Raw genomic sequence first — 22,291 nt, 5'->3', positions numbered from 1 at the left:
AAGCCCCCGTGGCACCTCCCGCGCCAGCGCTATGCTGAAATCACTCGCGCGCCCGGCGCAGTGCACTCCCCGTGACGAAGCGGATGCGCCAGGGAATAAGCGCGCCCTCGAAACTGTCGGAAAGGGCATGAACGTGTCGGAATTGCAGTGGGATGACATCGATCGACGCGCGGTGGACACCGCACGGATCCTGGCGGCCGATGCCGTCGAGAAGGTCGGCAACGGTCACCCCGGCACGGCGATGAGCCTCGCGCCGGCGGCCTACCTCCTCTACCAGCGCGTGCTGCGCCACGACCCGACGGACGTCGACTGGCTCGGCCGCGACCGGTTCATCCTGTCAGTGGGGCACTCCTCCCTCACGCAGTACGTCGAGCTCTACCTCGGCGGCTTCGGCCTCGAGCTGGAAGACCTCAAGGCCCTGCGCACGTGGGGCTCCCTGACTCCCGGACACCCGGAGTACGGCCACACCAAGGGCGTCGAGATCACCACCGGCCCGCTCGGACAGGGTCTCGCCTCGGCGGTGGGCTTCGCGTACGCCGCGCGCTACGAGCGGGGTCTGTTCGACCCGGATGCCGCTGCCGGCACCAGCCCGTTCGACCACTTCGTATACGTGATCGCCGGTGACGGCGACCTGCAGGAGGGCGTCACCAGCGAGGCATCCTCGCTCGCCGGTCACCAGCAGCTGGGCAACCTCATCGCGATCTACGACTCGAACCAGATCTCGATCGAGGACGACACGAACGTCGCCTTCACGGAAGACGTCGCCGCGCGCTACGAGGCCTACGGCTGGCAGGTGCAGGTCGTCGACTGGAAGAAGACGGGCGAGTACGTCGAAGACGTCGCTGAGCTGTACGCCGCGATCGAGGCCGCCAAGGGCGAGACCGACAAGCCGTCGCTGATCATCCTCAAGACGATCATCGGCTGGCCGTCGCCCGGCAAGCAGAACTCCGGCAAGATCCACGGCTCCGCTCTCGGAGCCGACGAGCTCGCCGCGACGAAGAAGGTCCTCGGCTTCGACCCCGAGCAGAGCTTCGCGGTCGCCGACGACGTGATCGAGCACACCCGCGGCCTGGCTGCTCGCGCCGCCGAGGCCCGTGCCGCCTGGCAGGAGTCCTTCGACGCCTGGGCCGCCGCGAACCCGGAGCGTAAGGAACTCCTCGACCGCCTCGAGGCGGGCGACCTGCCGGCCGACATCGACGCGGCTCTCCCGGTGTTCGAAGCGGGCAAGGAGGTGTCGACCCGCGCCGCGTCCGGCCAGGTCATCAACGCCCTCGCCGCCGAACTCCCTGAGCTGTGGGGCGGCTCCGCCGACCTCGCTGAGTCGAACCTCACCACGATCAAGGACGCACGGTCGTTCATCCCCGCCGAGTGGTCGACGCACGAATGGTCGGGCAACCCGTACGGCCGGGTCCTGCACTTCGGCATCCGCGAGCACGCCATGGGCGCGATCGTCAACGGCATCGTGCTGCACGGGAAGACCCGCGCGTTCGGCGGCACCTTCCTCATCTTCAGCGACTACATGCGCCCGTCGGTGCGTCTGGCCGCGCTGATGAACGTGCCGAGCATCTTCGTCTGGACGCACGACTCGGTCGCCCTCGGCGAGGACGGACCGACGCACCAGCCGATCGAGCAGATCGCCACGCTCCGCGCCATCCCGAACTTCACGGTGGTCCGGCCGGCCGACGCCAATGAGACGTCGGTCACCTGGCTCGAGATCCTCCGCCGTCACGCGGGCCCCACCGGCATCGCCCTGACCCGCCAGAACATCCCGGTGTTCGAGCGCGGTGACGGCGCGGCATCCGGCGACTCCTTCGCCTCCGCCTCGGAGGCCGTCAAGGGCGCCTACGTGCTCGCCGAGGCACCGAACGGCAGCCCCGACGTCATCATCATCGCCACCGGCTCGGAGGTGCAGCTCGCCGTGAACGCGCGCGCGGCCCTCGCCGCCGAAGGCGTGAACGTCCGCGTCGTGTCGGCGCCGTCGCTCGAGTGGTTCGACGAGCAGGACGAGGCGTACCGCGAGAGCGTGCTCCCGGCATCCGTCACCGCCCGGGTCTCCGTCGAGGCGGGCTCCGTGCTCAGCTGGCGCGGGATCGTCGGCGACCGCGGACGCTCGGTCGGCATCGACCACTTCGGCGCCTCCGCCGACTACAAGACCCTGTTCGAGAAGTTCGGCATCACCACCGAGGCCGTCATCGCGGCCGCACGCGAGACCCTCGCGGCAAACAGCACCAAGGAGAACGTATGAGCACCCCCACCGCACAGCTCGCCGCCGCAGGTGTGAGCATCTGGCTCGACGACCTGTCCCGCACGCGCATCTCCTCGGGCAACCTCGCCGAGCTGATCGAGTCGCGCAACATCGTCGGCGTCACCACGAACCCGACCATCTTCGCCAACGCGATCACCGACAAGAACAACACGTCGTACGACGCCCAGGTCACCGAGCTCGCCGCCTCCGGCGCCAGCGCCGAGGAGGCCGTCTTCGCGGCCACCACGCAGGACGTCGCAGCAGCACTCGACGTGTTCCGTCCGGTGTGGGAGAAGTCGAACCACGTCGACGGGCGCGTCTCGATCGAGGTCTCCCCCGACCTCGCGCACGACACCGCCGGCACCGTGGCCTCCGCCAAGGAACTGTGGGCGAAGGTCGACCGGCCCAACCTCCTGGTCAAGATCCCCGCGACGAAGGCGGGCCTGCCCGCCATCACCGAGGCGATCGCGGCGGGAATCAGCGTCAACGTCACGTTGATCTTCAGCCTCGAGCGCTACGCCGACGTGATCGACGCGTACCTGACGGGCCTCGAGCGGGCGCACAGCGCCGACTTCGACCTGTCGAGCATCCACTCGGTCGCCTCGTTCTTCGTGTCGCGCGTCGACACCGAGACCGACAAGCGCCTCGACGCGATCGGCACCGACGCCGCCAAGGCACTCAAGAGCAAGGCCGGGCTCGCCAACGCGCGGCTCGCCTACGAGCTCTTCGAGCAGAAGTTCGCCGAGAAGCGCGCACAGGACCTGATCGCGCTCGGTGCGAACCTGCAGCGTCCGCTGTGGGCGTCCACCGGCGTCAAGGACCCGAACCTCCCCGACACGCTGTACGTCACCGAGCTCGTCGCGGCCGGCGTCGTGAACACGATGCCGGAGAAGACGCTCGAGGCCACGTTCGACCACGGCGTCATCACCGGAGACACCATCACGGGTGGATACGCCGAGGCGCACCAGGTCTTCGCGGACCTCGCCGAGGTCGGCATCGACCTCGAGGACGTCACCCAGGTTCTCGAGGACGAGGGCGTCGCCAAGTTCATCGACTCCTGGCACGACCTGCTCGGCCAGGTCACCGAGGCTCTCGAGGCGCAGCGATGACCTTTTCGATCCACACCTCGGGCGCGGCCCGTGCGGCGATCGATGAGACGGTCCCGAGCCTCGTCCACGACCTGATCGCGTCGCGCATCACCGGCGGCGACGCGTCTCTGTGGGGTCCGGATGCCGAGGCGGAGGCGACCAAGCGTCTCGGCTGGGTCGAGGCCGTCTCGATCTCCCGCCCGCTCGTGGCGGAGATCACCGCGCTCCGGGAAGACCTGCACGCCAAGGGCGTCACGCGCGTCGTGCTCGCCGGAATGGGCGGCTCGTCGCTGGCCCCCGAGGTCATCGCGCAGACGGCCGGCGTGCCGCTGACGATCCTCGACTCCACTGCTCCCGGTCAGGTGCTCGCGGCGCTCGACGAGGGCCTCGCCGACACCGTGCTGGTCGTGTCGTCGAAGTCCGGCTCGACGGTCGAGACCGACTCGCAGCGCCGCACCTTCGAAGCGGCGTTCCGCGATCTCGGCATCGACCCGACCGAGCGCATCGTCGTCGTCACCGACCCGGGCTCTCCGCTCGACGCGTCCGCCCGCGAGGCCGGCTACCGCGTCTTCAACGCCGACCCGAACGTCGGCGGTCGCTACTCGGCGCTCACCGCGTTCGGACTGGTGCCCTCGGGTCTCGCCGGCGCCGACATCGACGAGCTGCTGAATGAGGCAGAGGCCTCGCTGCTCGAGGTCGCCGTCGACTCTGCCGACAACCCCGCCCTGCGGCTCGGTGCGGCGATCTCCGCGACCAGCCCGCGCCGCGACAAGCTCGGCCTCATCACCGACGGGACGCACATCAACGGCCTCCCCGACTGGATCGAGCAGCTGATCGCCGAGTCGACCGGCAAGGACGGCACCGGGATCCTCCCGGTCGTCCTGCTCCCGGTCTCGCCGGAGCTGGACTCGAAGCCCGCCGACCTGCAGATCGTCCGTCTGGTCGACGACGCGAACGAGTTCCACCTGCACGAGCGCCACCCGGGCGAGATCCTCGTCAGCGGATCGCTCGGTGCGCAGCTCATCGTCTGGGAGTACGCGACCGCGATCGCCGGTCACCTGCTGCGGATCAACCCGTTCGACCAGCCCGACGTCGAGTCGGCGAAGATCGCCGCCCGCGGCCTGCTCGACGCGCGTCCGGAGCCGACGGCTCCCGCGTTCGTCGAGAACGGTGTCGAGGTGCGCGTGTCGGACCCCGCACTCGCGGCATCGGGCACCGTCGAGGGCGTGCTGGACGCGCTCTGGGCTCAGCTCCCCGCCGACGGCTACGTGTCGATCCAGGCCTACGTCAACCGCCTCGAGGTCCCGCAGCTCCAGGGCCTGCGCGAGCTCGTCGCCGCCGACTCGGGTCGTCCCACGACCTTCGGCTGGGGACCGCGGTTCCTGCACTCGACCGGTCAGTACCACAAGGGCGGACCCGCCCAGGGTGTGTTCCTGCAGATCCTCGAGCGCACCGACGTGGATCTCGAGATCCCCGAGCGACCCTTCACCTTCGGGCAGCTCATCCAGGCGCAGGCCGCCGGCGACGCGGGTGTTCTCGCGGACCACGGGCGTCCGGTCGTCTCCCTGACGATCACGGAGTCCTCCGACGACGTGCTCGCCCTCTTCGAAGCCGCTCAGAAGTAACAGCAGGAGAATCCCCCACCGATGTCTGTTCCCATCTCGCGCGGGCACAACCCGCTGCGTGACCCCGACGATCGCCGTCTCAACCGGATCGCAGGGCCCAGCGCCCTCGTGATCTTCGGCGTCACCGGTGACCTCTCACGCAAGAAGCTGATGCCCGCGGTCTACGACCTCGCCAATCGCGGCCTGCTGCCGCCCGGGTTCGCCCTGGTCGGATTCGCCCGACGCGACTGGGAGGACCAGGACTTCGCAAAGGTCGTCTACGACGCGGTCAAGGAGCACGCCAGGACCCCGTTCCGCGAGGAGACCTGGGAGCAGCTGCTGCAGGGCATCCGTTTCGTCTCGGGCGAGTTCGACAACCCCGACTCCTTCCGCAAGCTCCGGGAGACGGTCGAGAAGCTCGATGTGGAACGCGGCACGATGGGCAATCACGCCTACTACCTGTCGATACCGCCGCGGGACTTCCCGCTGGTCGCCAAGCAGCTGAAGGACTCCGGCCTCGTCGGGGAAGACGCCGACGACGACGAGAACTGGCGCCGCGTCGTCATCGAGAAGCCCTTCGGGCATGACCTCGAATCGGCTCGCGCACTGAACGCCGCGCTCGAGGTCGCCTTCCCGGCGGACTCGATCTTCCGCATCGACCACTACCTCGGCAAGGAGACGGTGCAGAACATCCTGGCGCTGCGCTTCGCCAACGAGCTCTACGAACCGATCTGGAACCGCAACTACGTCGACCACGTGCAGATCACGATGGCCGAGGACATCGGCGTCGGCGGGCGCGCGGGGTACTACGACGGCATCGGCGCGGCGCGCGACGTCATCCAGAACCACCTGCTCCAGCTGCTCGCGCTCACCGCGATGGAAGAGCCGATCAGCCTGTCGGCGGAGCATCTGCGTGCTGAGAAGGAGAAGGTCCTCGCGGCCGTGCACGTGCCGGAAGACCTCTCGCTCGCCACCGCACGCGGTCAGTACGACGGCGGATGGCAGGGCGGCGAGCAGGTCACCGGCTTCCTGGCCGAAGAGGGGATGAACCCCGAATCGACCACCGAGACGTATGCGGCCATCAAGCTCGAGATCGACACGCGTCGCTGGTCGGGCGTGCCGTTCTACCTGCGCACCGGCAAGCGCCTGGGGCGTCGGGTCACCGAGATCGCCGTGGTCTTCAACCGAGCCCCGCAGCACCTCTTCGGGCGCGGCAACGCCTCCGAACTCGGGCAGAACGCACTCGTCATCCGCGTGCAGCCCGACGAGGGCGTCACCATCCGCTTCGGTTCGAAGGTCCCGGGCAGCGGCTCCAACGTGCGCGACGTGACCATGGACTTCGGCTACGGCCACGCCTTCACCGAGGCGAGCCCCGAGGCCTACGAGCGGCTCATCCTCGACGTGCTGCTGGGCGACCCGCCGCTGTTCCCGCGGCACGAGGAGGTCGAGCTCTCCTGGAAGATCCTCGACCCGGTGGAGAAGTACTGGGCGGCCGTCGGCGGCCCGGTCGAGCAGTACGCGCCCGGCTCCTGGGGTCCGGCATCCGCCGACGACCTCCTGGCCCGCGACGGACGAGTCTGGAGACGACCGTGATCATCGACCTTCCCGACACGACCGTCAGCCAGGTCGCGAAGCAGCTCGTCAAGGTACGTGAAGAGGGCGGAGCGGTCGCCCTCGGACGCGTGCTCACCCTCGTGATCTCCGCCCGCAACGGCGTGGCCGAGGCCGCCATCGACGCGGCGAACGACGCCTCTCGCGAGCACCCGATGCGCGTCATCGTGCTCACCACGGGCGATGGCGACTCCCGCCTCGATGCGCAGATCCGTGTCGGGGGAGACGCCGGAGCCAGTGAGGTCGTCGTCCTCCGCGCCTTCGGCGACGCCGCCAGCAACGAGGAGAGCCTGCTCACCGGTCTCCTCCTCCCCGACGCGCCCGTGGTCGCCTGGTGGCCGGAAGAGGCCCCCGAGTCCCCCGCCACATCGCCGCTCGGCAAGATCGCGCAGCGTCGGATCACGGATGCCGCGACCGCGTCGGACGTACGCGACCGGCTTGCACTGCTCGGACGCACGCACGCCCCGGGCGACACCGACCTCGCGTGGACGCGCCTGACGCACTGGCGCGAGCAGCTCGCCGCGGTGCTGGACCAGCCCCCCTACGAGCCGATCACCGAGGTCGAGGTGCGCGGCGCGGCCGCGTCGCCGTCGACCGCGCTGCTCGCGGCGTGGCTGCAGATGGCCCTCGAGGTTCCGGTGCGCTGGTCGTACGAAGACCCTGATCACTGGCAGGAGGGCATCAAGTCGGTGCGCCTCACCCGGGAGTCCGGAGACATCCTGCTGGAGCGTCCCGCTCCCGGTGTCGCCGTGCTCACGCAGCCCGATCAGCCGCACCACGACCTGCACCTGCCGCGCCGAACGCTGCGCGAGTGCCTGGCGGAGGAGCTGCGTCGGCTGGACCCCGATGTCCTGTACGGTCGAGTGATCACCGAGGGCTGGGAGAAGCTGGGTCCGCCCGAGACTGGAGAGTGACGTCGATGCAGGTTTCGTCCGCAGAGAAGCGGGTCGTGGTGGAATCCACGCCTGCTGCCCTCGCCACCCGGGTCGCTGATCGCTTCCTCGCCCGTGTCCGCGCGCGCACGCGCAACGGCCGGATCGCGCACGTCGCCCTGACCGGTGGCTCGATGGGCGGCTCGGTGCTGAGCGCGGCCGCCGCGGACCCGCGTGCCGCCGAGATCGACTGGTCGCTGGTGCACTTCTGGTGGGGCGATGAGCGGTTCGTCCCGCGCGACGACCCCGAGCGCAACTCGGTGCAGTCGCGGCAGGCCCTGCTCGATCACATCCAGGTTCCGGCCGAGAACGTGCACGAGGTCGCCGGATCCGACGACGGAATTACGCTCGATGAGGCGGCAGCCGCGTACGCGGCGGAACTCGCCCGCTTCGGTACGGATGACAATCCCTGGCCGTCGTTCGCGGTGTGCTTCCTCGGCGTCGGGCCCGACGGCCACATCGCCTCGCTCTTCCCGGATCGGCCCGAGGTCACCGTGACCGACGAGGCGGCGCTTCCGGTGCGCAACTCTCCGAAGCGGCCGCCCGAGCGCGTCACGCTGACTCGTCCGGTGCTGAACTCGTCGAAGCGCGTCTGGCTCGTCCTGACCGGTGCTGACAAGGCGTCCGCTCTCGGCCTCGCCCTCGCCGGTGCGAGCTACACGAGCGTTCCGGCCGCCGGAGCCAAGGGTCGCAAGCGCACGGTGTTCTTCGTCGACGAGGCGGCGGCATCCGAGGTCTCGCCCGATCTGATCGACCAGGCGTACTGACCGCTACGGCAGGTCGGGCCGGTGCGGCGACTCCGGCTTCGAAGCCTCGGGACGCGCTGACGATCCGGACGACGGAGTGCTCCCGCGCTCGATACCCAGTTCCTGGCTGTCGCTGATGACCTGAGGGTGATAGCGGGCCAGGTTGACGACGCCCCAGACCGCGATGGCGCCGGCGGCGGCGAAGATGATGAGCACCCACCAGGGAGCTGCTGCGGCCTCGCGGAGCACGATCATGCCGATGAGCACGGCGATCAGCGGGTCGACGACCGTGAGTCCCGCGATGACGAGGTCGGGCGGTCCCGAGCTGTACGCCGTCTGCACGAAGTATGCACCGACCGCGGCTGCGGCGAGAAGCGCGAGGACGCAGACGGCGGTGATCCACTCGAACTGGCTGGCCTCGATGCGCTTGATCACGACCTTGGCGAGCGTGGCGACGAATCCGTAGAGGATGCCGGCGCCGATGACGTAGAAGAGGGCACGCATGCGCTGCCGCAGGATGAGCCAGCACGCGCCGAGCACGATGATCACGACGAGCAGCAGCGCGAGGATGACGAACAGCTCGCGTTCGGTGACCTCCTTCTCCGTGGCGTAGATGGCCGCGAAGAAGACGAAGAGGAAGATACCCCCGACGCAGAAGATGATCGCGGTGAGCGACTTCTTGGTCGGAGAGTGTCCCGAGATGCGAGCGTTCAGCAGCGTCGTGATCACGAGAGCGATCGCGCCGAGCGGCTGGACGACGATGAGCGGCGCCTTCACGAGCGCGGCGAGCTGGCACACGATGGCGAGCACGAGCATGAACGTGCCGAGGATCCACGACGGGCGGGTGAGCAGCGCCTTGATCTGGCCGAAGCTCAGACCGGACGTGCCGGCCGACCCGCTCAGGCGCTCGACCTTCTCGACCCCGCGGTGCTGGTACTGCGCACCGAGCGACATGAACACCGCGCCGGCCAGAGCCAGCGGGATGCCGAGCAGAAGCCCGGGGTTCTGGAAGGCGCCGACGAGTTGATCGCCGACCTCTTCGGCCGTGTTTGTCCACACCCCAACGCTCACACTAAGACCCTACCCGGAGACCCGTGCGGACTAGGGTTGTGACGTGGCTGTACTTCCGATTCGCATCATGGGCGACCCCGTTCTGCACTCCCCCGCATCCGTCGTCGAGGAGATCACCGACGACATCCGCACTCTCGTTGCGGACATGTTCGAGACCATGGATGCCGCGCCCGGCGTCGGGCTCGCCGCCCCCCAGGTCGGGGTGCCGCTGCGGATCTACACGTACAACTACGCGGATGACGATGATCAGCCGTGGCGCGGTGTGCTGATCAACCCCGTGCTGTGGATGACCCCGCTCGAGCCGGGCGACCCCGACCCCGACCTGGAGTCGGAGGGGTGCCTCTCGTTCCCCGGCGAGCGATTCCCGCTGCGGCGCTCCGAGCGCGTGCACGTGACCGCCACCGATCTCGACGGCGAGCCCGTGACCATCGAGGTCGACGGCTGGCGGGCGCGGATCATGCAACACGAGTTCGACCATCTGGACGGCATCCTGTACGTCGACCGCCTCTCCGACTCCGACTGGAAGACGGCGCAGAAGATCGCGCGCAAGCGCGGCTGGGGCCGCCCCGGCGCCAGCTGGCTGCCCGGTGTGGATGACCTCGAGGGCTGAATCCGCTCCCAGCGCGATCACAGCATCTTCGGAGTTGCATCACAGACTCGCGGACGGATAGCGTGATCGCGGCGGGCGTCTTCTTCGCATGCCCGCGCACCAAGAGGCTCTGTGGAGGGGACAACAATCATGATGAAGATGCGTACGCGACGCGCGTTGATGCTGGCGGGGGCCGCATTGGCGCTTTCCGTCGCTTTGAGCGGCTGTAGCGCGATCAACGACATTCTCGGCAGCGGGGCGGGCGACGCCGACCGTGACGAGGAGACCGGCCAGGTCACCGAGAGCGACAACATCGACGTGTTCGCGCTGAAGGTCGGCGACTGCAAGATGGCCAGTGCCACCGGCGAGATCCAGGATGTCGACGTCGTGCCCTGCACCGAGTCGCACGACGAAGAGGTCTACTACGAGTTCAAGATGGACGACGGCGACTTCTCCGAGGAGGCTGTCGACGCCGCCTCGCAGGAGTGCATCGGCGCCGGATTCACCGATTTCATCGGAGTCGCCTACGACGACTCGACGCTCGAGGTCTACCCGATCACCCCGACGAAGCGTACCTGGGACGAGCTCGACGACCGCGTGATCCAGTGCGTGGTCAGCGACCCCGCAGGCCCGGTCGAGGCCTCGCTCAAGGGCGCGGCGCGCTGACCGACCCGTGTTCTGGAAGAGGCCCCGCCGCTCGGCGGGGCCTCTTCTGCGTCAGCGGGTCGCAGGTCGGGCGCGCAGGTGGATGCGCTTGCCCTCCTTGCTGAAGATGGACAGGATCTCCGCCGGGCCGGAGCCCGTCGCAGACAGCCAATGCGGGACACGCGTGTCGAACTCCGCCGCCTCTCCGGGACCGAGCGTCACATCCTGGTCGCCCAGCACCAGCCGTAGTCGTCCGGAGATGACGTAGAGCCATTCCTGCCCGTCGTGCACCTTGGGCTCGGGAACGGCGGTCACCCCCGCCTGGTGCGCGGGGAATCTCACCTTGTAGGTCTGCACGGGACTCGACGCCGGCGACAGCGATTCGTACCGGATGCCGCCCACGTCGCTGGTCTTGCGGGAGACCCGGGGATCGGGGGTCGAGCGCGGCACGATGTCGTCGAGACCGACACCGAGCGCACGCGCGATCGGGACGAGCAGCTCGAGGTTCGGAGCGCGCTTGCCGGCCTCCAGGCGCGACAGCGTGCTGGGCGAGATGTTCGTGAGTGCCGACAGGTCGGCGAGGGTCATGCTGCGTTTCTCCCGCCATGTCTTGAGACGGGGCCCGATGAAGGCGAGCGAATCGTCGAGCATGGATTCTCCTTGTTGCCGATTCAGCACGGTTATTTGCTGAAACGCTATCAGGTGCGGATGCTGGAGGCATGACCGAATCGCAGGCGTCTTCTCCCGCATCCACCCCCGTCCTCCCCGACACGGACACGCAGACCGACACTCCCCGCTCCGACGAGCACTGGGACGTCATCGTCATCGGTGGCGGCGCCGCAGGTCTGAGCGCCGCCCTCATCCTCGCCAGGGCACGCCGTCGCGTGCTGGTGCTCGACGCGCAGGAACCGCGCAACAGATTCGCCCCGCACATGCACGGCGTGCTCAGCCGCGACGGCTACTCCCCGCTCGACCTCGTCGCCGACGGGTACCGCGAGGTGCGAGCCGTCGACGGCGTGATCGTGAACGCCCGCGTGACCACGACGCGCACGATCGCCGGCGGGTTCGAGGTACTGACCGACAGCGGCGCGCGTGCCACCGCCGGCAGACTCATCGTGGCGACAGGCGCTCGCGACCAGCTGCCCGCCGTTCCCGGCCTCGCAGAGCAGTGGGGCCGGGGCGTGGTCGCCTGCCCGTACTGCGACGGCTACGAAGCGACCGGCCGTGCGATCGGAGTGCTGGTCGGTTCCGTCGCCGGCCTGCACAAGGCCCATATGCTGCGCTCGTACTCGAGCGACATCACCGTGTTCACCCACCTCGCCGGCGCCATCCCCGACGAGGAGCGGCGGGTGCTCGAGGCGCGAGGTATGCGGGTGGAGCCCCTCGCCGTCGCGCGTGTCATCACTCGAGGCGCAGTGCTCACCGGAATCGAGCTCGCCGACGGCTCGACGGCCCCCGTCGACGTGATCTTCGCCGAACCGGCTCTCGTCGCCCTCGACGGCCCACTGCAGCAGCTCGAGGCAGAGCGTGTCGAGACGCCCTTCGGGCTCTGGCCGGCCGTCGACGCCTTCGGGAGGACGAGCATCCCGGGCATCTGGGCAGTCGGCAACGCCGCGAACCCGGGCGCCCTGGTGCCGATCGCCGCGGGCTCCGGCGCGACCGCCGCGCTCACGCTGAACGGGGAGCTCGTCGCGCTCGACGTCGCTGCGGCGACGGAGCAGGTGGACACGGAGCAGGTGGCCACGGCCTCGGGCGCGCAGCGATGAGCGCGCACCCTGTGCCGGATCCGGCATCCGCATCCGATCCCGAGGAGTTCTGGGAGACCCGCTATCGCTCCACACGCGGCGAGAACGGTCAGGTGTGGAGTGGCCGCGTGAACGAGGCTGTGGCACGGGAGGTCGCAGAGTTGACCCCGGCTACCGCTCTCGAGCTCGGCTGCGGGGAGGGCGGCGACGCGCTGTGGCTCGCCTCCCGAGGGTGGCGGGTGACGGCGGTCGACATCTCCGCGACGGCTTTGGCCGTCGGTGCAGCCGAAGCCACGCGGTCGGGGCTCGCCGACCGCGTCGATTGGGTGCAGGCAGACCTGTCGACCTGGCAGCCGCCTTCGCAGTTCGAGCTCGTCACCTCGGCGTTCCTGCATTCGCCCGTCGAGCTTCCGCGAGAGGTCGTGCTGCGCCGTGCGTCAGCGGCGGTCGCGCCCGGCGGACACTTGCTCGTGGTCGGTCACGGCGCGACGCCTCCGGGCTCCGCGCTCGACCATCACCAGCACGACGGGCCGCCCCTGCCGACGCCGGACGAGGTGCTCGCGTCCCTCGACCTGGGCGAGGACTGGATCACCGAGACCAGCGCTCTCGTGCAGCGCCCAGCGATCTGGCGTGACGGCAGCGAAATCACCCTCGTCGATGCCGTGCTCCGGGTGCGGCGCGCGTACCCGACGCAAGACGAGAGCGACCCGCCGCGCTATCCTCGCTGAGCGTGCGCGATCATCTCACCCCGGCGCCGCAGGAGTGGAGCAGTCATGTTCTCGGGTCTCAGCGCCTTCCCGCTCACGCCGTTGCGCGATGACGAGTTCGACGAGGCAGCCTACGTCGGCCTGATCGAGCGGCTCGTCGCCGCCGACGTCGACTCGATCACGGCACTCGGATCGACCGGCTCGTACCCGTACCTCGACCGCGACGAGCGCCGCCGAGTCGCCCGCGCCGCGGTGAGCGCCGCGGGCGACGTTCCGGTGATGGTCGGCATCGGAGCGTTGCGCACGTCCGAGGTGCAGCGGCTCGCCGACGATGCACAGGATGCCGGCGCGAGCGCTGTGCTCCTCGCGCCTGTCGCATACCAAGCGCTCGACGCCGACGAGGTGTTCGGCCTGTTCGAAGACGTGACGGCCGGTCTCTCGGTCCCGCTCGTCGTCTACGACAACCCACGCACCACTCACTTCACCTTCACGGACGACCTCTACGCTCGGGTCGCGACGCTGCCGAACGTCGCCTCGGTCAAGATCCCGGGTGTTCCGACCGACCCGCAGGAGGCCGCCGAGCGCGTATCCGGCATCCGCGCTCGCATCCCCGGCTCCGTGTCGATCGGCGTCTCAGGAGACTGGCTCGCAGCTAAAGGGCTGGCCGCCGGATGCGACGCCTGGTACTCGGTGCTCGGCGGCATCCTCCCCCACCCGGCGCTGGCGATCACCCGAGCCGCTCAGGCCGGCGACCATGCGGCCGCGGCAGCAGCGTCCGCCCGTCTGGATCCGCTGTGGGCACTGTTCATCGAGCACGGCGGCTACCGCGTGACGGCAGCCATCGCCGAGCACCTCGAGCTGGTCGCCCCCGACTGCCTACCGCGGCCGGTGCGAGGGCTCCGCTCAGACGCGCGAGCGCGAGTGGCCGAGGTCATCGACGCGCTCGCGCTCGGAGCCTGAAAAGGGAATGGCCCGGAACTCGAAGGAGTTCCGGGCCATCTTGGCTCCCCGGCTTGGACTCGAACCAAGAACCTGCCGGTTAACAGCCGGCTGCTCTGCCAATTGAGCTACCGAGGAATGTGCTCCGCTGCGCGGGCAACTCGACAAGCCTAGCAAACTCCAGGCCCTGCTCGTGACAGCCACGGGCATCTCGGCGCCTCCGGGCGTGTCGCGGATCAGTGCCCGGAATCCGACTCGGCGTTCGGAGCCCACAGCAGGTCCTTGCCGACTCCGCGAGCCACCACATGTCCACCGCGGAGCATGAGCGTCTCGGCATTCAGCTCGCGGATGAACGCCGCGTCGTTGGTGACGAGAAGCGCCGCCATCGACTGCTCCTTGCGACGTCGCGTGATCGCATCGAAGACCACTGGCCGCACTTCGAGGTCGAGGTTCGCGAGGATCTCGTCGGCGATGAGCACCTGGGGCTCCAGGATGAACGAGCGGGCGATCGCGACGCGCTGGCGCATGCCCGCGCTCAGCTCGTACGGGAACTTGGCGGCCGTACCGAGCGGAAGATGCAGCTCGTCGAGCAGGGTCGCCACCCGGATCGACAGCGCCTTGGAGTTCACCCGTCGCTCGCGCACGAGGATCGGCTCCGCGATCACCTCGTTCACCGTCAGACGAGGCGGTAGGTCGGCTCCCGCTCCCTGGGGGACGAACCCGGTGCGATACGTCAGGATCCGGTGCTTGCGGCCGGGCTTCCGGACATCCACGCCGCACACCGTCGCCCGCCCGCCGGCGACACGCACGGACGGATCGGTGGAACCTGCCAGCGCGGCCACCAGGGTCGACTTCCCGGAGCCGGTCGGACCGGCCACGCAGATCAGCCCGCCGGGGGCGAGCGAGAACGTCACCCCGTCGACCGCCCGGGTGGGCGTGCCGTGCCCGATCCGGTCGATCACCAGATCGGAGCACTCGATCGCGTCGCTGGACTCGGGCTTACGGGACATGTCACCATCCTGCCGTCTCTGCCGCCGTGGTCGACGTTACGACTCGGCGCCGCTCACGACTCGGCGAACCGCTGGCGCTCGGCGTCGATATCCCGCAGGCGCATCCGGAGCGCGCGCCCGCCGTCGGAGTCGGCCGGCACGCGCTGCACCGCCCCGAGCAGTTCCTGCTTCTCACGCTCGAGCTGCCGCACGATGAGCCGGCGGGCGAGGTCGGTGGCCGACGCGACAGCGCCCTCCTCGTTCTTGGCCGGGAACGGCGTCATCAGCAGCTCCCCCGCCAGGGACCGATACGGCTCGCGGACGGCGTTCACGGCATCCGTCACCCAGCCCGCTCTGGTGCGGTCGGGAGCGGATGCCACGGCCTCGCGCACCGCGTCGAGGCCCACCGTGCGAAACGGCGAGGCGAGCGCCCGATCGAGGAGGGTCTGGTCGACCTGATGGCCGTACTGCAGAGCCCCCATGAGTGCGTCGCGCTCGACGGCGACGTCTGCCGTGCGCGGCAGACCGGCGAGCGTCACCGGCACGACGGCGGCCACGCCGGTCGCCGGGTCGATCTGCGGCGTCTCGCGTCGTGTCGGCGGATGCTGGGACACCCCGCGCGCCGCACGTTCCACCTCGTTGCGCACCTCGGTCGGGTCCATGCCGAGCCGACGCGCCAGCACCCGCTCGTACCCCGGACGCAGGAGCTGGTCACGGATCTCGGCGACGATCGGTGCCGCGGCCCGGAGCGCGCCGACTCGCCCCTCGACCGTGGCGAGGTCGAAACCGCTCATCTTGCGGTCGATCGCGAACTCGAACATCGGCACCTTGGCGTCCATCAGCCCGCGGACCGCCGCATCGCCCCGCTGCAGACGCAGGTCGCAGGGGTCGAGGCTGTCGGGCGCGACGGCCACGAACGTCTGCGCGTTGAACCGATCGTCTTCCGTGAAGGCACGCAGCGCGGCCTTCTGTCCCGCTTCGTCGCCGTCGAACGTGAACACGACCTCTCCGGAGGCGTTGTCATCACCCATCACACGGCGCAGCACCTTGATGTGGTCGGTGCCGAAGGCGGTGCCGCAGGTCGCGATCGCGGTCGTGAGCCCTGCGAGATGGCACGCCATGACGTCGGTGTACCCCTCGACCACGACGACCCGGCGGGGATCCCCGCGAGCGATGTCGCGCTTCGCGAGATCGAGCCCGTAGAGCACCTGCGCCTTCTTGTAGATCGGCGTCTCGGGGGTGTTCAGGTACTTCGGACCCTGGTCGTCGTCGAACAGCTTGCGGGCGCCGAAGCCGATCGTCTGACCGGAGACATCGCGGATCGGCCAGACCAGACGGCCCCGGAACCGGTCGTAGACGCCGCGCTGCCCCGTGGAGACGAGCCCTGCCGTGACGAGCTCCTCCCGGGTGAAGCCCTGCGCGGTGAGGGCCTTGAGCATGCCGTCCCAGCCCCGAGGCGCGAAGCCGACGCCGAAGTGCGCCGCCGCTCCCGCATCGAAGCCCCGTTCGCCGAGGAAGCGGCGCCCGGCCTCGGCATCCGGTGAGAGCAGCTGGGCACGGAAGAACTCCGCCGCGGCCGTGTTGGCGGCATAGAGACGGCTGCGTCCGCTCGTCTCGGGGGCCGCGCCGCCGTCTTCGTAGTGGAGCGTGTAGCCGATGCGGCCGGCCAGCCGCTCGACGGCCTCCGTGAAGCTGACGTGGTCCATCTCGCGGAGGAACGAGTACACGTCGCCCGACTCGCCGCATCCGAAGCAGTGGTAGTACCCCACCTGCTGGCGCACGTGGAAGCTCGGGCTCTTCTCGTCGTGGAACGGGCACAGGCCCTTGAGCGATCCGACGCCCGCGGACTTCAGCGACACGCGCTCACCCACGATGTCGGCGATGTTGGTGCGCGCCTTGACCTCGTCGACGTCTGCCTGCCGGATGCGCGGCATCAGCGCGCCCCTTCGGCGACGGGCCGCCTCTCGGCGTGCGGGCGAGTACCGGGGCGGGCATGACGCGGCGTCCAGATGCCGACCTCGGCCGGGTCGATCTCCCCCACGAGCCGGTTGTGCCAGTCGATGGCGCTCTGATCGGTGAGGCTCGCGATCTGATCGACGACGACCCTGGCCCGCTCGGCATCGTCGACGGCGGCGACGAAATCGGCGGCGAAGGCCGGTTCGAGCACGTCGGCGCCGGCCGACCACAGGGTGTCGGTCGACCACAGCACGTCGGCGAGCCGCTTGAGCACGCGCCGCTGCTCCTTGTAGACGCCCTTGCGCGCATCGATCGTGACGATGGCCTGGCCCATGATGCCCTTGAGTACGGCGATCTCCGCCTCGACCACCCGCGGCACGATCACGTGCGCGTTGTAGCGCACCAGGGGCACTCCCCCGTAGGCATCCCGCGTCGCCGAGACCGCGGCGCGCGCGAAGCGGCCGATCAGGTCGCTGGTGAGGTTCTTGAGACGCGCGAGCGCCTGCCGCGAGCGGTCGAACGACGCGAGCCACATCGACTGCGATGCGAGCCGGTACAGCGCATCGGCCAGCTCGTCGCGGGTGAAGTCGTACCCGACCCACTGCTGGATCCGGCCGACCAGAGCATCGTGCTCCCTCGGGTCGGCCAGCTGAGCGACATCGACGTAGCCGTTGACGATCGCGTCCTCGAAGTCGTGCACGGAGTAGGCGATGTCGTCGGAGAGGTCCATGATCTCGGCCTCGATGCAGCGCAGACGCCCCGGCGCCCCCTCGCGCATCCACCGGAAGACCGCCTCGTCCTCGGGGTACACACCGAACTTCAGTCGACCGCCCGGATCGGGCACCGGGCTGTCGACGGTCCACGGGTACTTGCAGGTCGCGTCGAGGCTGGCGCGGGTGAGATTCAGACCGACCGAGTGGTCGTCGTCGTCGAGCACCTTGGCTTCAAGACGCGTGAGGATACGCAGCGACTGGGCGTTGCCCTCGAAGCCGCCGATGCTCTCGGCCCACTCGTTGAGCGCGCGCTCGCCGTTGTGTCCGAACGGAGGGTGGCCGAGGTCGTGGCTCAGGCAGGCGGTGTCGACGACATCGGCCGCCACGCCGAGGGCCGTGGCGAGCTCCCGGCCGACCTGGGCGACCTCGAGCGAGTGCGTGAGGCGGTTGCGCGCGAAGTCGGCGGTGCTCGCGGGACTCAGCACCTGCGTCTTGGCGGCGAGGCGGCGGAGGGCCGCGGAGTGCAGCACGCGCGCACGATCACGGGCGAAGTCGTCGCGCTCCGAACGATGGGTCTCGGCGAAGAAGCGCTCGGCGTCGCGGGCGGCGTATCCGTCGATGCGCGCGCTGTCCTGAGAGTCAGCCACCACTGTTCTCGATCTCCGCTCCACGCATCATCTCGGTGGCCGACGACGCGACCTCGCGCGACTCCAGCCACTTGTCCGGCAGGGCGGTGCGCTTCGGGTGACCGGAGCGGCCGCGCTGCCCCTCGGCATCCGCCCCGGGGTACGGCGCCGAATGATCCAGCTGCCCGAGCAGCTCGTCGATCTCGGCGAGGCTCGACGCGGTGGCGAGACCGGTGCGGATGTCGCCGCCGACCGGGTAGCCCTTGAAGTACCAGGAGACGTGCTTGCGGATGTCGCGGCATCCGCGGTCCTCCTCCTCGAAGAACTCGACGAGGAGCTGCGCGTGCCGGCGGAAGGCGTTCGCGACGAAACCCAGCGTGGCGTCGACCACCGGACCGGTCCCTGAGCTCGACGAAGGGCCGCCGCCGAAGGCGGCCGCCAGCTCACCGAAGAGCCACGGGCGCCCGAGGCAGCCACGACCCACGACGACGCCGTCGCAGTCGGTCTGCTCCATCATGCGCACGGCGTCGTCCGCCGACCAGATGTCGCCGTTGCCGAGCACGGGGATGCTGGTGACGGCCTGCTTGAGCTCGCCAATCGCGTTCCAGTCGGCGTGACCGGAATAGAACTCGCTCGCCGTCCGGGCGTGCAGGGCGACGGCCGCGGCTCCGGCATCCTCCGCGGCCCGACCCGCGTCGATGAACGTGAGGTGGTCGCGGTCGATGCCCTTGCGCATCTTCACCGTGAGCGGGATGGAGCCTGCGGCCTTCACGGCCTGATCGACGATGTCGGCGAACAGCTTCGACTTCCACGGGAGCGCTGCTCCCCCGCCGCGACGGGTGACCTTCGGCACCGGGCATCCGAAGTTCAGGTCGATGTGGTCGGCGTGGTCTTCGGCGACGATGATGCGCACGGCCTCGGCGATCGTCTTCGGGTCGACACCGTACAGCTGGATGGAACGAGGAGTCTCGGACTCATGGTGCCGGATCAACCGCATCGTCGTCTCGTTGCGTTCGACGAGCGCGCGGGACGTGATCATCTCGCTCACGTAGAGGCCGGCCCCGTACTCGCGGCACAGACGTCGGAACGCGGTGTTCGTGATCCCCGCCATGGGTGCGAGGACGACCGGCACGTCGAGTTCGATCGGACCGATGCGGAGGGGGCGGGCGGTGGCGGTGGCGAGAGTCATGTCACCTCCATTCTCCCAGACGCGGAGCCGGTACGGATGCTGCGACCTAAGCTGTGAAGTATGACCGATTCTGCGCTCCGCTCGATCCCGTTCACCGATGCCCAGGGCAACGAGAAGACCCTCGACGACTTCGGCGCCGACGTCGTCCTGGTGGTGAATGTCGCGTCCAAGTGCGGTCTCACCCCGCAGTATGAGCAGCTCGAGGAGTTGCAGCGTCTCTACGGCGACCGCGGCTTCAGCGTGGTCGGCTTCCCCAGCAACCAGTTCCTGCAGGAGTCCGGCTCCATCGAGCAGATCCTCGAGTTCTGCTCCACGACCTACGGTGTCTCGTTCCCGGTGAACGGGAAGGTCAAGGTCAACGGACGCAACGCCTCCGACCTGTATAAGGCGCTGAAGGAAGCTCCGGATGCGAATGGCAAGGCCGGACGCGTGGAGTGGAACTTCGAGAAGTTCCTCGTGCTCCCCGACGGTGAGGTCCTGCGCTTCCGTCCGAAGCAGAAGCCGGATGACCCGGAGATCGTCAGCGCGATCGAGGCGGCTCTCCCCCGCTAGATCCAGGCCGGATCGTTCACCTGCGCGTAAACCGCGCCCTTCGCTCCTGCCTCGACGGGGAACGGGTCCGTTCACCCGCACGTCGATCGGACGCCACCTGGCCGACCTAGTCTCGCCGCGGCGCATATCGCCCGTAAGACGAAGGAGACCACCATGTCCGACCGACTGCCGATCAGCCGGCGAACCGTCCTCACCGCCGGAGCGCTCGGCGCTCTCGGCACCGCGCTGCCCCTCAGCGCCGACCCGGCGTCCGCGAGCTCGTCCGCATCCTCGTCGGCATCGGCTGCAGGCTCCGTGTCGGCGGGGCCACGCCCCGGCGCCTCGCAGCTGCGGTTCCGCGCCGACGGGACCTTCAAGGTGGTGCAGTTCAATGACACGCAGGACGACGAGCTCACCGACCGGCGCACGGTCGAACTGATCGAGAAGGTGCTCGACCAGGAGAAGCCCGACTTCGTGGTCATCAACGGCGACGTCATCACCGGCGGTTGCGAGACGCGGCTCGCCGTGAAGCAGGCGATCAACAACGTCGTCTGGCCGATGGAGTCGCGCCGTATCCCGTGGGCGGTCACCTACGGCAACCACGACGAGGACTCGCTTCCCCAGTCGGGTGTCGACGAGGCGGGGATGCTGAAGATCTACCGCTCGTACGAGTACAACGTGAATGCCGAGAGCACCCGCGGAGTCACCGGCACCAGCAACACCATCGTCTCGATCGCGTCGTCGGCCAAGAAGAAGCGCGAGGCGTTCGCGCTGTGGCTGATGGATGCGGGTCGCTACGCCCCGGAGACCATCGCCGGCCAGAACTTCGACGGCTACCCGACCTGGGACTGGCTGCGCATGGACCAGGTCGCCTGGTACCGCGAGCAGTCGCAGCAGCTCGAGAAGCGCCGAGGCCGCAAGGTGCCCGGCCTCATGTTCCTCCACATCGCCCTGTGGGAGCACCGCTTCATGTGGTGGGGTGGCGTCGACACGCGTACGGAGGCGGATGCTGCGCGCGGCAAGGCGCGCCACGGCATCGCCGGAGAGCGCAACGAGGACGAGTGCCCCGGGCCCTTCAACTCGGGCATGTACAACGCGATCGTCGAACGCGGCGATGTGAAGGGCGTCTTCGTGGGCCACGACCACGTGAACGACTACGTCGGCGACTACTACGGCGTGCTGCTCGGCTACGCGCCCGGCACCGGCTTCGGCGCCTACGGACTCGACGGGGCCGAGCGCAACCGGATGCGCGGGGGTCGTGTGTTCGAACTCACCGAGTCGGGAGAAGAGGTGTCGATCGCGACGCGCGTGGCCTACGCGCGCGACCTCGGCATCGACCTGACCGCGAACGACCAGCCCATGAAGCCGCTGCCTCTCGCCCCGCGCCAGCAGCGCGTCTGACACCCGGCGCACACAGCGAAGCGGCGGGGATCCTCCCGGGTCCCCGCCGCATCGCGTGCGTCATCGTTCGACGGCTCAGGCCTCGACGGGCTCGTCCCGCTTCGCCCACAGGTCGCGGAGCACGTTCTCGAAGGCCTCGGGCGGCTGCGCGCCGCTGATGCCGTACTGTCCGTCGACGACGAAGAACGGCACGCCCTGGATTCCGTAGGCACGTGCCTGTGCCTGGTCCTGCCGGACCGCGGCGAGATAGGTCTCGTTCTCGAGGGCCTCGCGCGCGCCGTCGGCGTCCAGCCCCACCTCGACCGCGAGCTCGACGAGGTCGTCGATGCGGCCGACGTGCTTGCCCTCGGTGAAGTACGCCGACATGAGGCGCTCCTCCATCGCGTGCTGCACACCCTCGGCCTTGGCGAAGTGCAGCAGCTCGTGCGCCTTCACCGTGTTGGTGTGCTGCAGCAGGTCGAAGCGGTACTCGAGCCCCGCGTTCGCCGCGACGCCCGTCACGTTCGAGAGCATCTGCTCGACCTGGTCACGCGGCATGCCCTTGTGACCGGCCAGGAAGTCGATCTCGTCGCCGTCGAAGTCGACGGGAGTGTCGGGCGACAGCTCGAAGGAGTGGAAGGTGACGGTGACCTCGGGGGCATCCTCGTCGGCGGAGACGGCTTCGAGGCCCTTCTCCAGGTTGCGCTTGCCGATGTAGCACCACGGGCAGGCGATGTCGGACCAGATGTCGATAGAGATGGGTTCGCTCACACCCTCATCCAACCGCATGATTCCGCCCGCTATTCCACCTATGGTTCCTGAGCGCCCTCACACCCCGGTCCCTGAGCGAGCGAAGCGAGACGAAGGGCCCCTCGCCGATGAACCGCGGGCCTCTCACACGCCGGTTCCTGAGCGCCCTTCGTTACGTCGCTTCGCGGTTCCTGAGCGCCCTTCGTCTCGTCGCTTCGCTCCTCGCTCAGGAACC

Annotated in this window: 20 protein-coding genes and 1 tRNA gene; 13 read left to right on the top strand and 8 right to left on the bottom strand. The window is 69.2% G+C overall.

The annotated features are described in order from the left end of the window. Positions 1 to 133: 133 nt before the first annotated feature. Genes tkt through pgl form a run of 6 tightly spaced genes read left to right on the top strand, consistent with a single transcriptional unit; the run spans position 134 to position 8,247 of the window. Positions 134 to 2,245 (top strand): transketolase, encoded by a 2,112-nt coding sequence (gene tkt, locus QFZ21_RS01350; RefSeq protein WP_307381174.1) that lies wholly within the window; start codon positions 134 to 136, stop codon positions 2,243 to 2,245. Then, positions 2,242 to 3,354, top strand: coding sequence for a transaldolase (tal, locus tag QFZ21_RS01345; RefSeq protein WP_307373636.1), 1,113 nt, complete (start codon positions 2,242 to 2,244; stop codon positions 3,352 to 3,354). The genes tkt and tal overlap by 4 nt, the downstream gene beginning before the upstream one ends. Beyond that, positions 3,351 to 4,958, top strand: coding sequence for a glucose-6-phosphate isomerase (locus tag QFZ21_RS01340; RefSeq protein WP_307373634.1), 1,608 nt, complete (start codon positions 3,351 to 3,353; stop codon positions 4,956 to 4,958). The genes tal and QFZ21_RS01340 overlap by 4 nt, the downstream gene beginning before the upstream one ends. A 21-nt stretch (positions 4,959 to 4,979) precedes the next feature. Further along, positions 4,980 to 6,530 (top strand): glucose-6-phosphate dehydrogenase, encoded by a 1,551-nt coding sequence (gene zwf, locus QFZ21_RS01335; RefSeq protein ID WP_307373632.1) that lies wholly within the window; start codon positions 4,980 to 4,982, stop codon positions 6,528 to 6,530. Next, positions 6,527 to 7,462 (top strand): glucose-6-phosphate dehydrogenase assembly protein OpcA, encoded by a 936-nt coding sequence (locus tag QFZ21_RS01330; protein ID WP_307373629.1) that lies wholly within the window; start codon positions 6,527 to 6,529, stop codon positions 7,460 to 7,462. Before zwf ends, QFZ21_RS01330 begins: the two co-directional genes overlap by 4 nt. 5 nt (positions 7,463 to 7,467) lie before the next feature. Continuing rightward, on the top strand, positions 7,468 to 8,247 hold the full coding sequence (gene pgl, locus QFZ21_RS01325) for a 6-phosphogluconolactonase (protein WP_307373627.1): 780 nt from the start codon (positions 7,468 to 7,470) through the stop codon (positions 8,245 to 8,247). Between the two features lie 3 nt (positions 8,248 to 8,250). Here the strand turns inward: pgl and QFZ21_RS01320 are convergent, their stop codons facing one another. Next, entirely contained in the window at positions 8,251 to 9,297 is a 1,047-nt protein-coding gene (locus QFZ21_RS01320; RefSeq protein WP_307373624.1) for a DMT family transporter, read from the bottom strand. A 43-nt stretch (positions 9,298 to 9,340) separates the two neighbouring features. On the opposite strand from QFZ21_RS01320, the gene def reads away from it, so the two are divergent. Then, positions 9,341 to 9,907: a peptide deformylase gene (def, locus tag QFZ21_RS01315; RefSeq protein WP_307373622.1), complete on the top strand. Its 567-nt coding sequence runs from the start codon at positions 9,341 to 9,343 to the stop codon at positions 9,905 to 9,907. A gap of 138 nt (positions 9,908 to 10,045) precedes the next feature. Beyond that, positions 10,046 to 10,552 (top strand): septum formation family protein, encoded by a 507-nt coding sequence (locus QFZ21_RS01310; protein WP_307373621.1) that lies wholly within the window; start codon positions 10,046 to 10,048, stop codon positions 10,550 to 10,552. 51 nt (positions 10,553 to 10,603) lie between these two features. Here the strand turns inward: QFZ21_RS01310 and QFZ21_RS01305 are convergent, their stop codons facing one another. Then, positions 10,604 to 11,182 carry a helix-turn-helix domain-containing protein gene (locus QFZ21_RS01305; protein WP_307373619.1) on the bottom strand — a complete coding sequence of 193 codons (579 nt, stop codon included), beginning with the start codon at positions 11,180 to 11,182 and terminating at the stop codon, positions 10,604 to 10,606. 68 nt (positions 11,183 to 11,250) lie between these two features. On the opposite strand from QFZ21_RS01305, the gene QFZ21_RS01300 reads away from it, so the two are divergent. Genes QFZ21_RS01300 through QFZ21_RS01290 form a run of 3 tightly spaced genes read left to right on the top strand, consistent with a single transcriptional unit; the run spans position 11,251 to position 13,943 of the window. Continuing rightward, a complete protein-coding gene (locus QFZ21_RS01300; RefSeq protein ID WP_307373617.1) occupies positions 11,251 to 12,297 on the top strand; it encodes an NAD(P)/FAD-dependent oxidoreductase in 1,047 nt (348 codons plus the stop codon). Further along, the gene (locus QFZ21_RS01295; RefSeq protein WP_307373615.1) at positions 12,294 to 13,004 is read left to right on the top strand and encodes a bifunctional 2-polyprenyl-6-hydroxyphenol methylase/3-demethylubiquinol 3-O-methyltransferase UbiG; all 711 of its coding nucleotides are present in this window, start codon (positions 12,294 to 12,296) and stop codon (positions 13,002 to 13,004) included. The genes QFZ21_RS01300 and QFZ21_RS01295 overlap by 4 nt, the downstream gene beginning before the upstream one ends. A gap of 45 nt (positions 13,005 to 13,049) precedes the next feature. Beyond that, on the top strand, positions 13,050 to 13,943 hold the full coding sequence (locus tag QFZ21_RS01290) for a dihydrodipicolinate synthase family protein (RefSeq protein WP_307373613.1): 894 nt from the start codon (positions 13,050 to 13,052) through the stop codon (positions 13,941 to 13,943). A 41-nt stretch (positions 13,944 to 13,984) separates the two neighbouring features. Here QFZ21_RS01290 and QFZ21_RS01285 read toward each other — a convergent pair. From QFZ21_RS01285 to dusB, 5 genes are all read right to left on the bottom strand, one after another. After that, positions 13,985 to 14,060, bottom strand: a tRNA-Asn gene (locus QFZ21_RS01285). 98 nt (positions 14,061 to 14,158) lie between these two features. Beyond that, the gene (locus QFZ21_RS01280; RefSeq protein ID WP_307373611.1) at positions 14,159 to 14,932 is read right to left on the bottom strand and encodes an ATP-binding cassette domain-containing protein; all 774 of its coding nucleotides are present in this window, start codon (positions 14,930 to 14,932) and stop codon (positions 14,159 to 14,161) included. A 53-nt stretch (positions 14,933 to 14,985) separates the two neighbouring features. Then, positions 14,986 to 16,845 carry a DNA primase gene (gene dnaG, locus QFZ21_RS01275; protein ID WP_307373609.1) on the bottom strand — a complete coding sequence of 620 codons (1,860 nt, stop codon included), beginning with the start codon at positions 16,843 to 16,845 and terminating at the stop codon, positions 14,986 to 14,988. After that, positions 16,845 to 18,230: a deoxyguanosinetriphosphate triphosphohydrolase gene (locus QFZ21_RS01270; RefSeq protein WP_307373606.1), complete on the bottom strand. Its 1,386-nt coding sequence runs from the start codon at positions 18,228 to 18,230 to the stop codon at positions 16,845 to 16,847. Before QFZ21_RS01270 ends, dnaG begins: the two co-directional genes overlap by 1 nt. Continuing rightward, positions 18,220 to 19,395, bottom strand: coding sequence for a tRNA dihydrouridine synthase DusB (dusB, locus tag QFZ21_RS01265; protein ID WP_307373604.1), 1,176 nt, complete (start codon positions 19,393 to 19,395; stop codon positions 18,220 to 18,222). Before dusB ends, QFZ21_RS01270 begins: the two co-directional genes overlap by 11 nt. 60 nt (positions 19,396 to 19,455) lie before the next feature. Between dusB and QFZ21_RS01260 the strand changes: the two genes are divergently transcribed. Then, positions 19,456 to 19,947 (top strand): glutathione peroxidase, encoded by a 492-nt coding sequence (locus QFZ21_RS01260; RefSeq protein ID WP_307373601.1) that lies wholly within the window; start codon positions 19,456 to 19,458, stop codon positions 19,945 to 19,947. A 153-nt stretch (positions 19,948 to 20,100) separates the two neighbouring features. Beyond that, a complete protein-coding gene (locus tag QFZ21_RS01255) occupies positions 20,101 to 21,327 on the top strand; it encodes a metallophosphoesterase family protein (RefSeq protein WP_307373599.1) in 1,227 nt (408 codons plus the stop codon). Between the two features lie 75 nt (positions 21,328 to 21,402). Here QFZ21_RS01255 and QFZ21_RS01250 read toward each other — a convergent pair whose 3' ends face one another. Continuing rightward, on the bottom strand, positions 21,403 to 22,077 hold the full coding sequence (locus QFZ21_RS01250; protein WP_307373597.1) for a DsbA family protein: 675 nt from the start codon (positions 22,075 to 22,077) through the stop codon (positions 21,403 to 21,405). Positions 22,078 to 22,291: the final 214 nt, after the last annotated feature.

The sequence above is a fragment of the Microbacterium sp. W4I20 genome, from assembly GCF_030816505.1.
Classification (GTDB): domain Bacteria; phylum Actinomycetota; class Actinomycetes; order Actinomycetales; family Microbacteriaceae; genus Microbacterium.
Note: the sequence above shows the minus strand (reverse complement) of the source record. Positions and strands in the feature narration are given on the sequence as shown.

Bases quoted from the DNA above. Each gene is read 5' to 3' on its own strand.
- tal (WP_307373636.1), top strand. From the start codon at position 2,242: ATGAGCACCCCCACCGCACAGCTCGCCGCCGCAGGTGTGAGCATCTGG.
- QFZ21_RS01340 (WP_307373634.1), top strand. From the start codon at position 3,351: ATGACCTTTTCGATCCACACCTCGGGCGCGGCCCGTGCGGCGATCGAT.
- zwf (WP_307373632.1), top strand. From the start codon at position 4,980: ATGTCTGTTCCCATCTCGCGCGGGCACAACCCGCTGCGTGACCCCGAC.
- pgl (WP_307373627.1), top strand. From the start codon at position 7,468: ATGCAGGTTTCGTCCGCAGAGAAGCGGGTCGTGGTGGAATCCACGCCT.
- QFZ21_RS01310 (WP_307373621.1), top strand. From the start codon at position 10,046: ATGCGTACGCGACGCGCGTTGATGCTGGCGGGGGCCGCATTGGCGCTT.
- QFZ21_RS01305 (WP_307373619.1), bottom strand. From the start codon at position 11,182: ATGCTCGACGATTCGCTCGCCTTCATCGGGCCCCGTCTCAAGACATGG.
- QFZ21_RS01300 (WP_307373617.1), top strand. From the start codon at position 11,251: ATGACCGAATCGCAGGCGTCTTCTCCCGCATCCACCCCCGTCCTCCCC.
- QFZ21_RS01295 (WP_307373615.1), top strand. From the start codon at position 12,294: ATGAGCGCGCACCCTGTGCCGGATCCGGCATCCGCATCCGATCCCGAG.
- QFZ21_RS01290 (WP_307373613.1), top strand. From the start codon at position 13,050: ATGTTCTCGGGTCTCAGCGCCTTCCCGCTCACGCCGTTGCGCGATGAC.
- QFZ21_RS01280 (WP_307373611.1), bottom strand. From the start codon at position 14,932: ATGTCCCGTAAGCCCGAGTCCAGCGACGCGATCGAGTGCTCCGATCTG.
- dnaG (WP_307373609.1), bottom strand. From the start codon at position 16,845: ATGCCGCGCATCCGGCAGGCAGACGTCGACGAGGTCAAGGCGCGCACC.
- dusB (WP_307373604.1), bottom strand. From the start codon at position 19,395: ATGACTCTCGCCACCGCCACCGCCCGCCCCCTCCGCATCGGTCCGATC.
- QFZ21_RS01260 (WP_307373601.1), top strand. From the start codon at position 19,456: ATGACCGATTCTGCGCTCCGCTCGATCCCGTTCACCGATGCCCAGGGC.
- QFZ21_RS01255 (WP_307373599.1), top strand. From the start codon at position 20,101: ATGTCCGACCGACTGCCGATCAGCCGGCGAACCGTCCTCACCGCCGGA.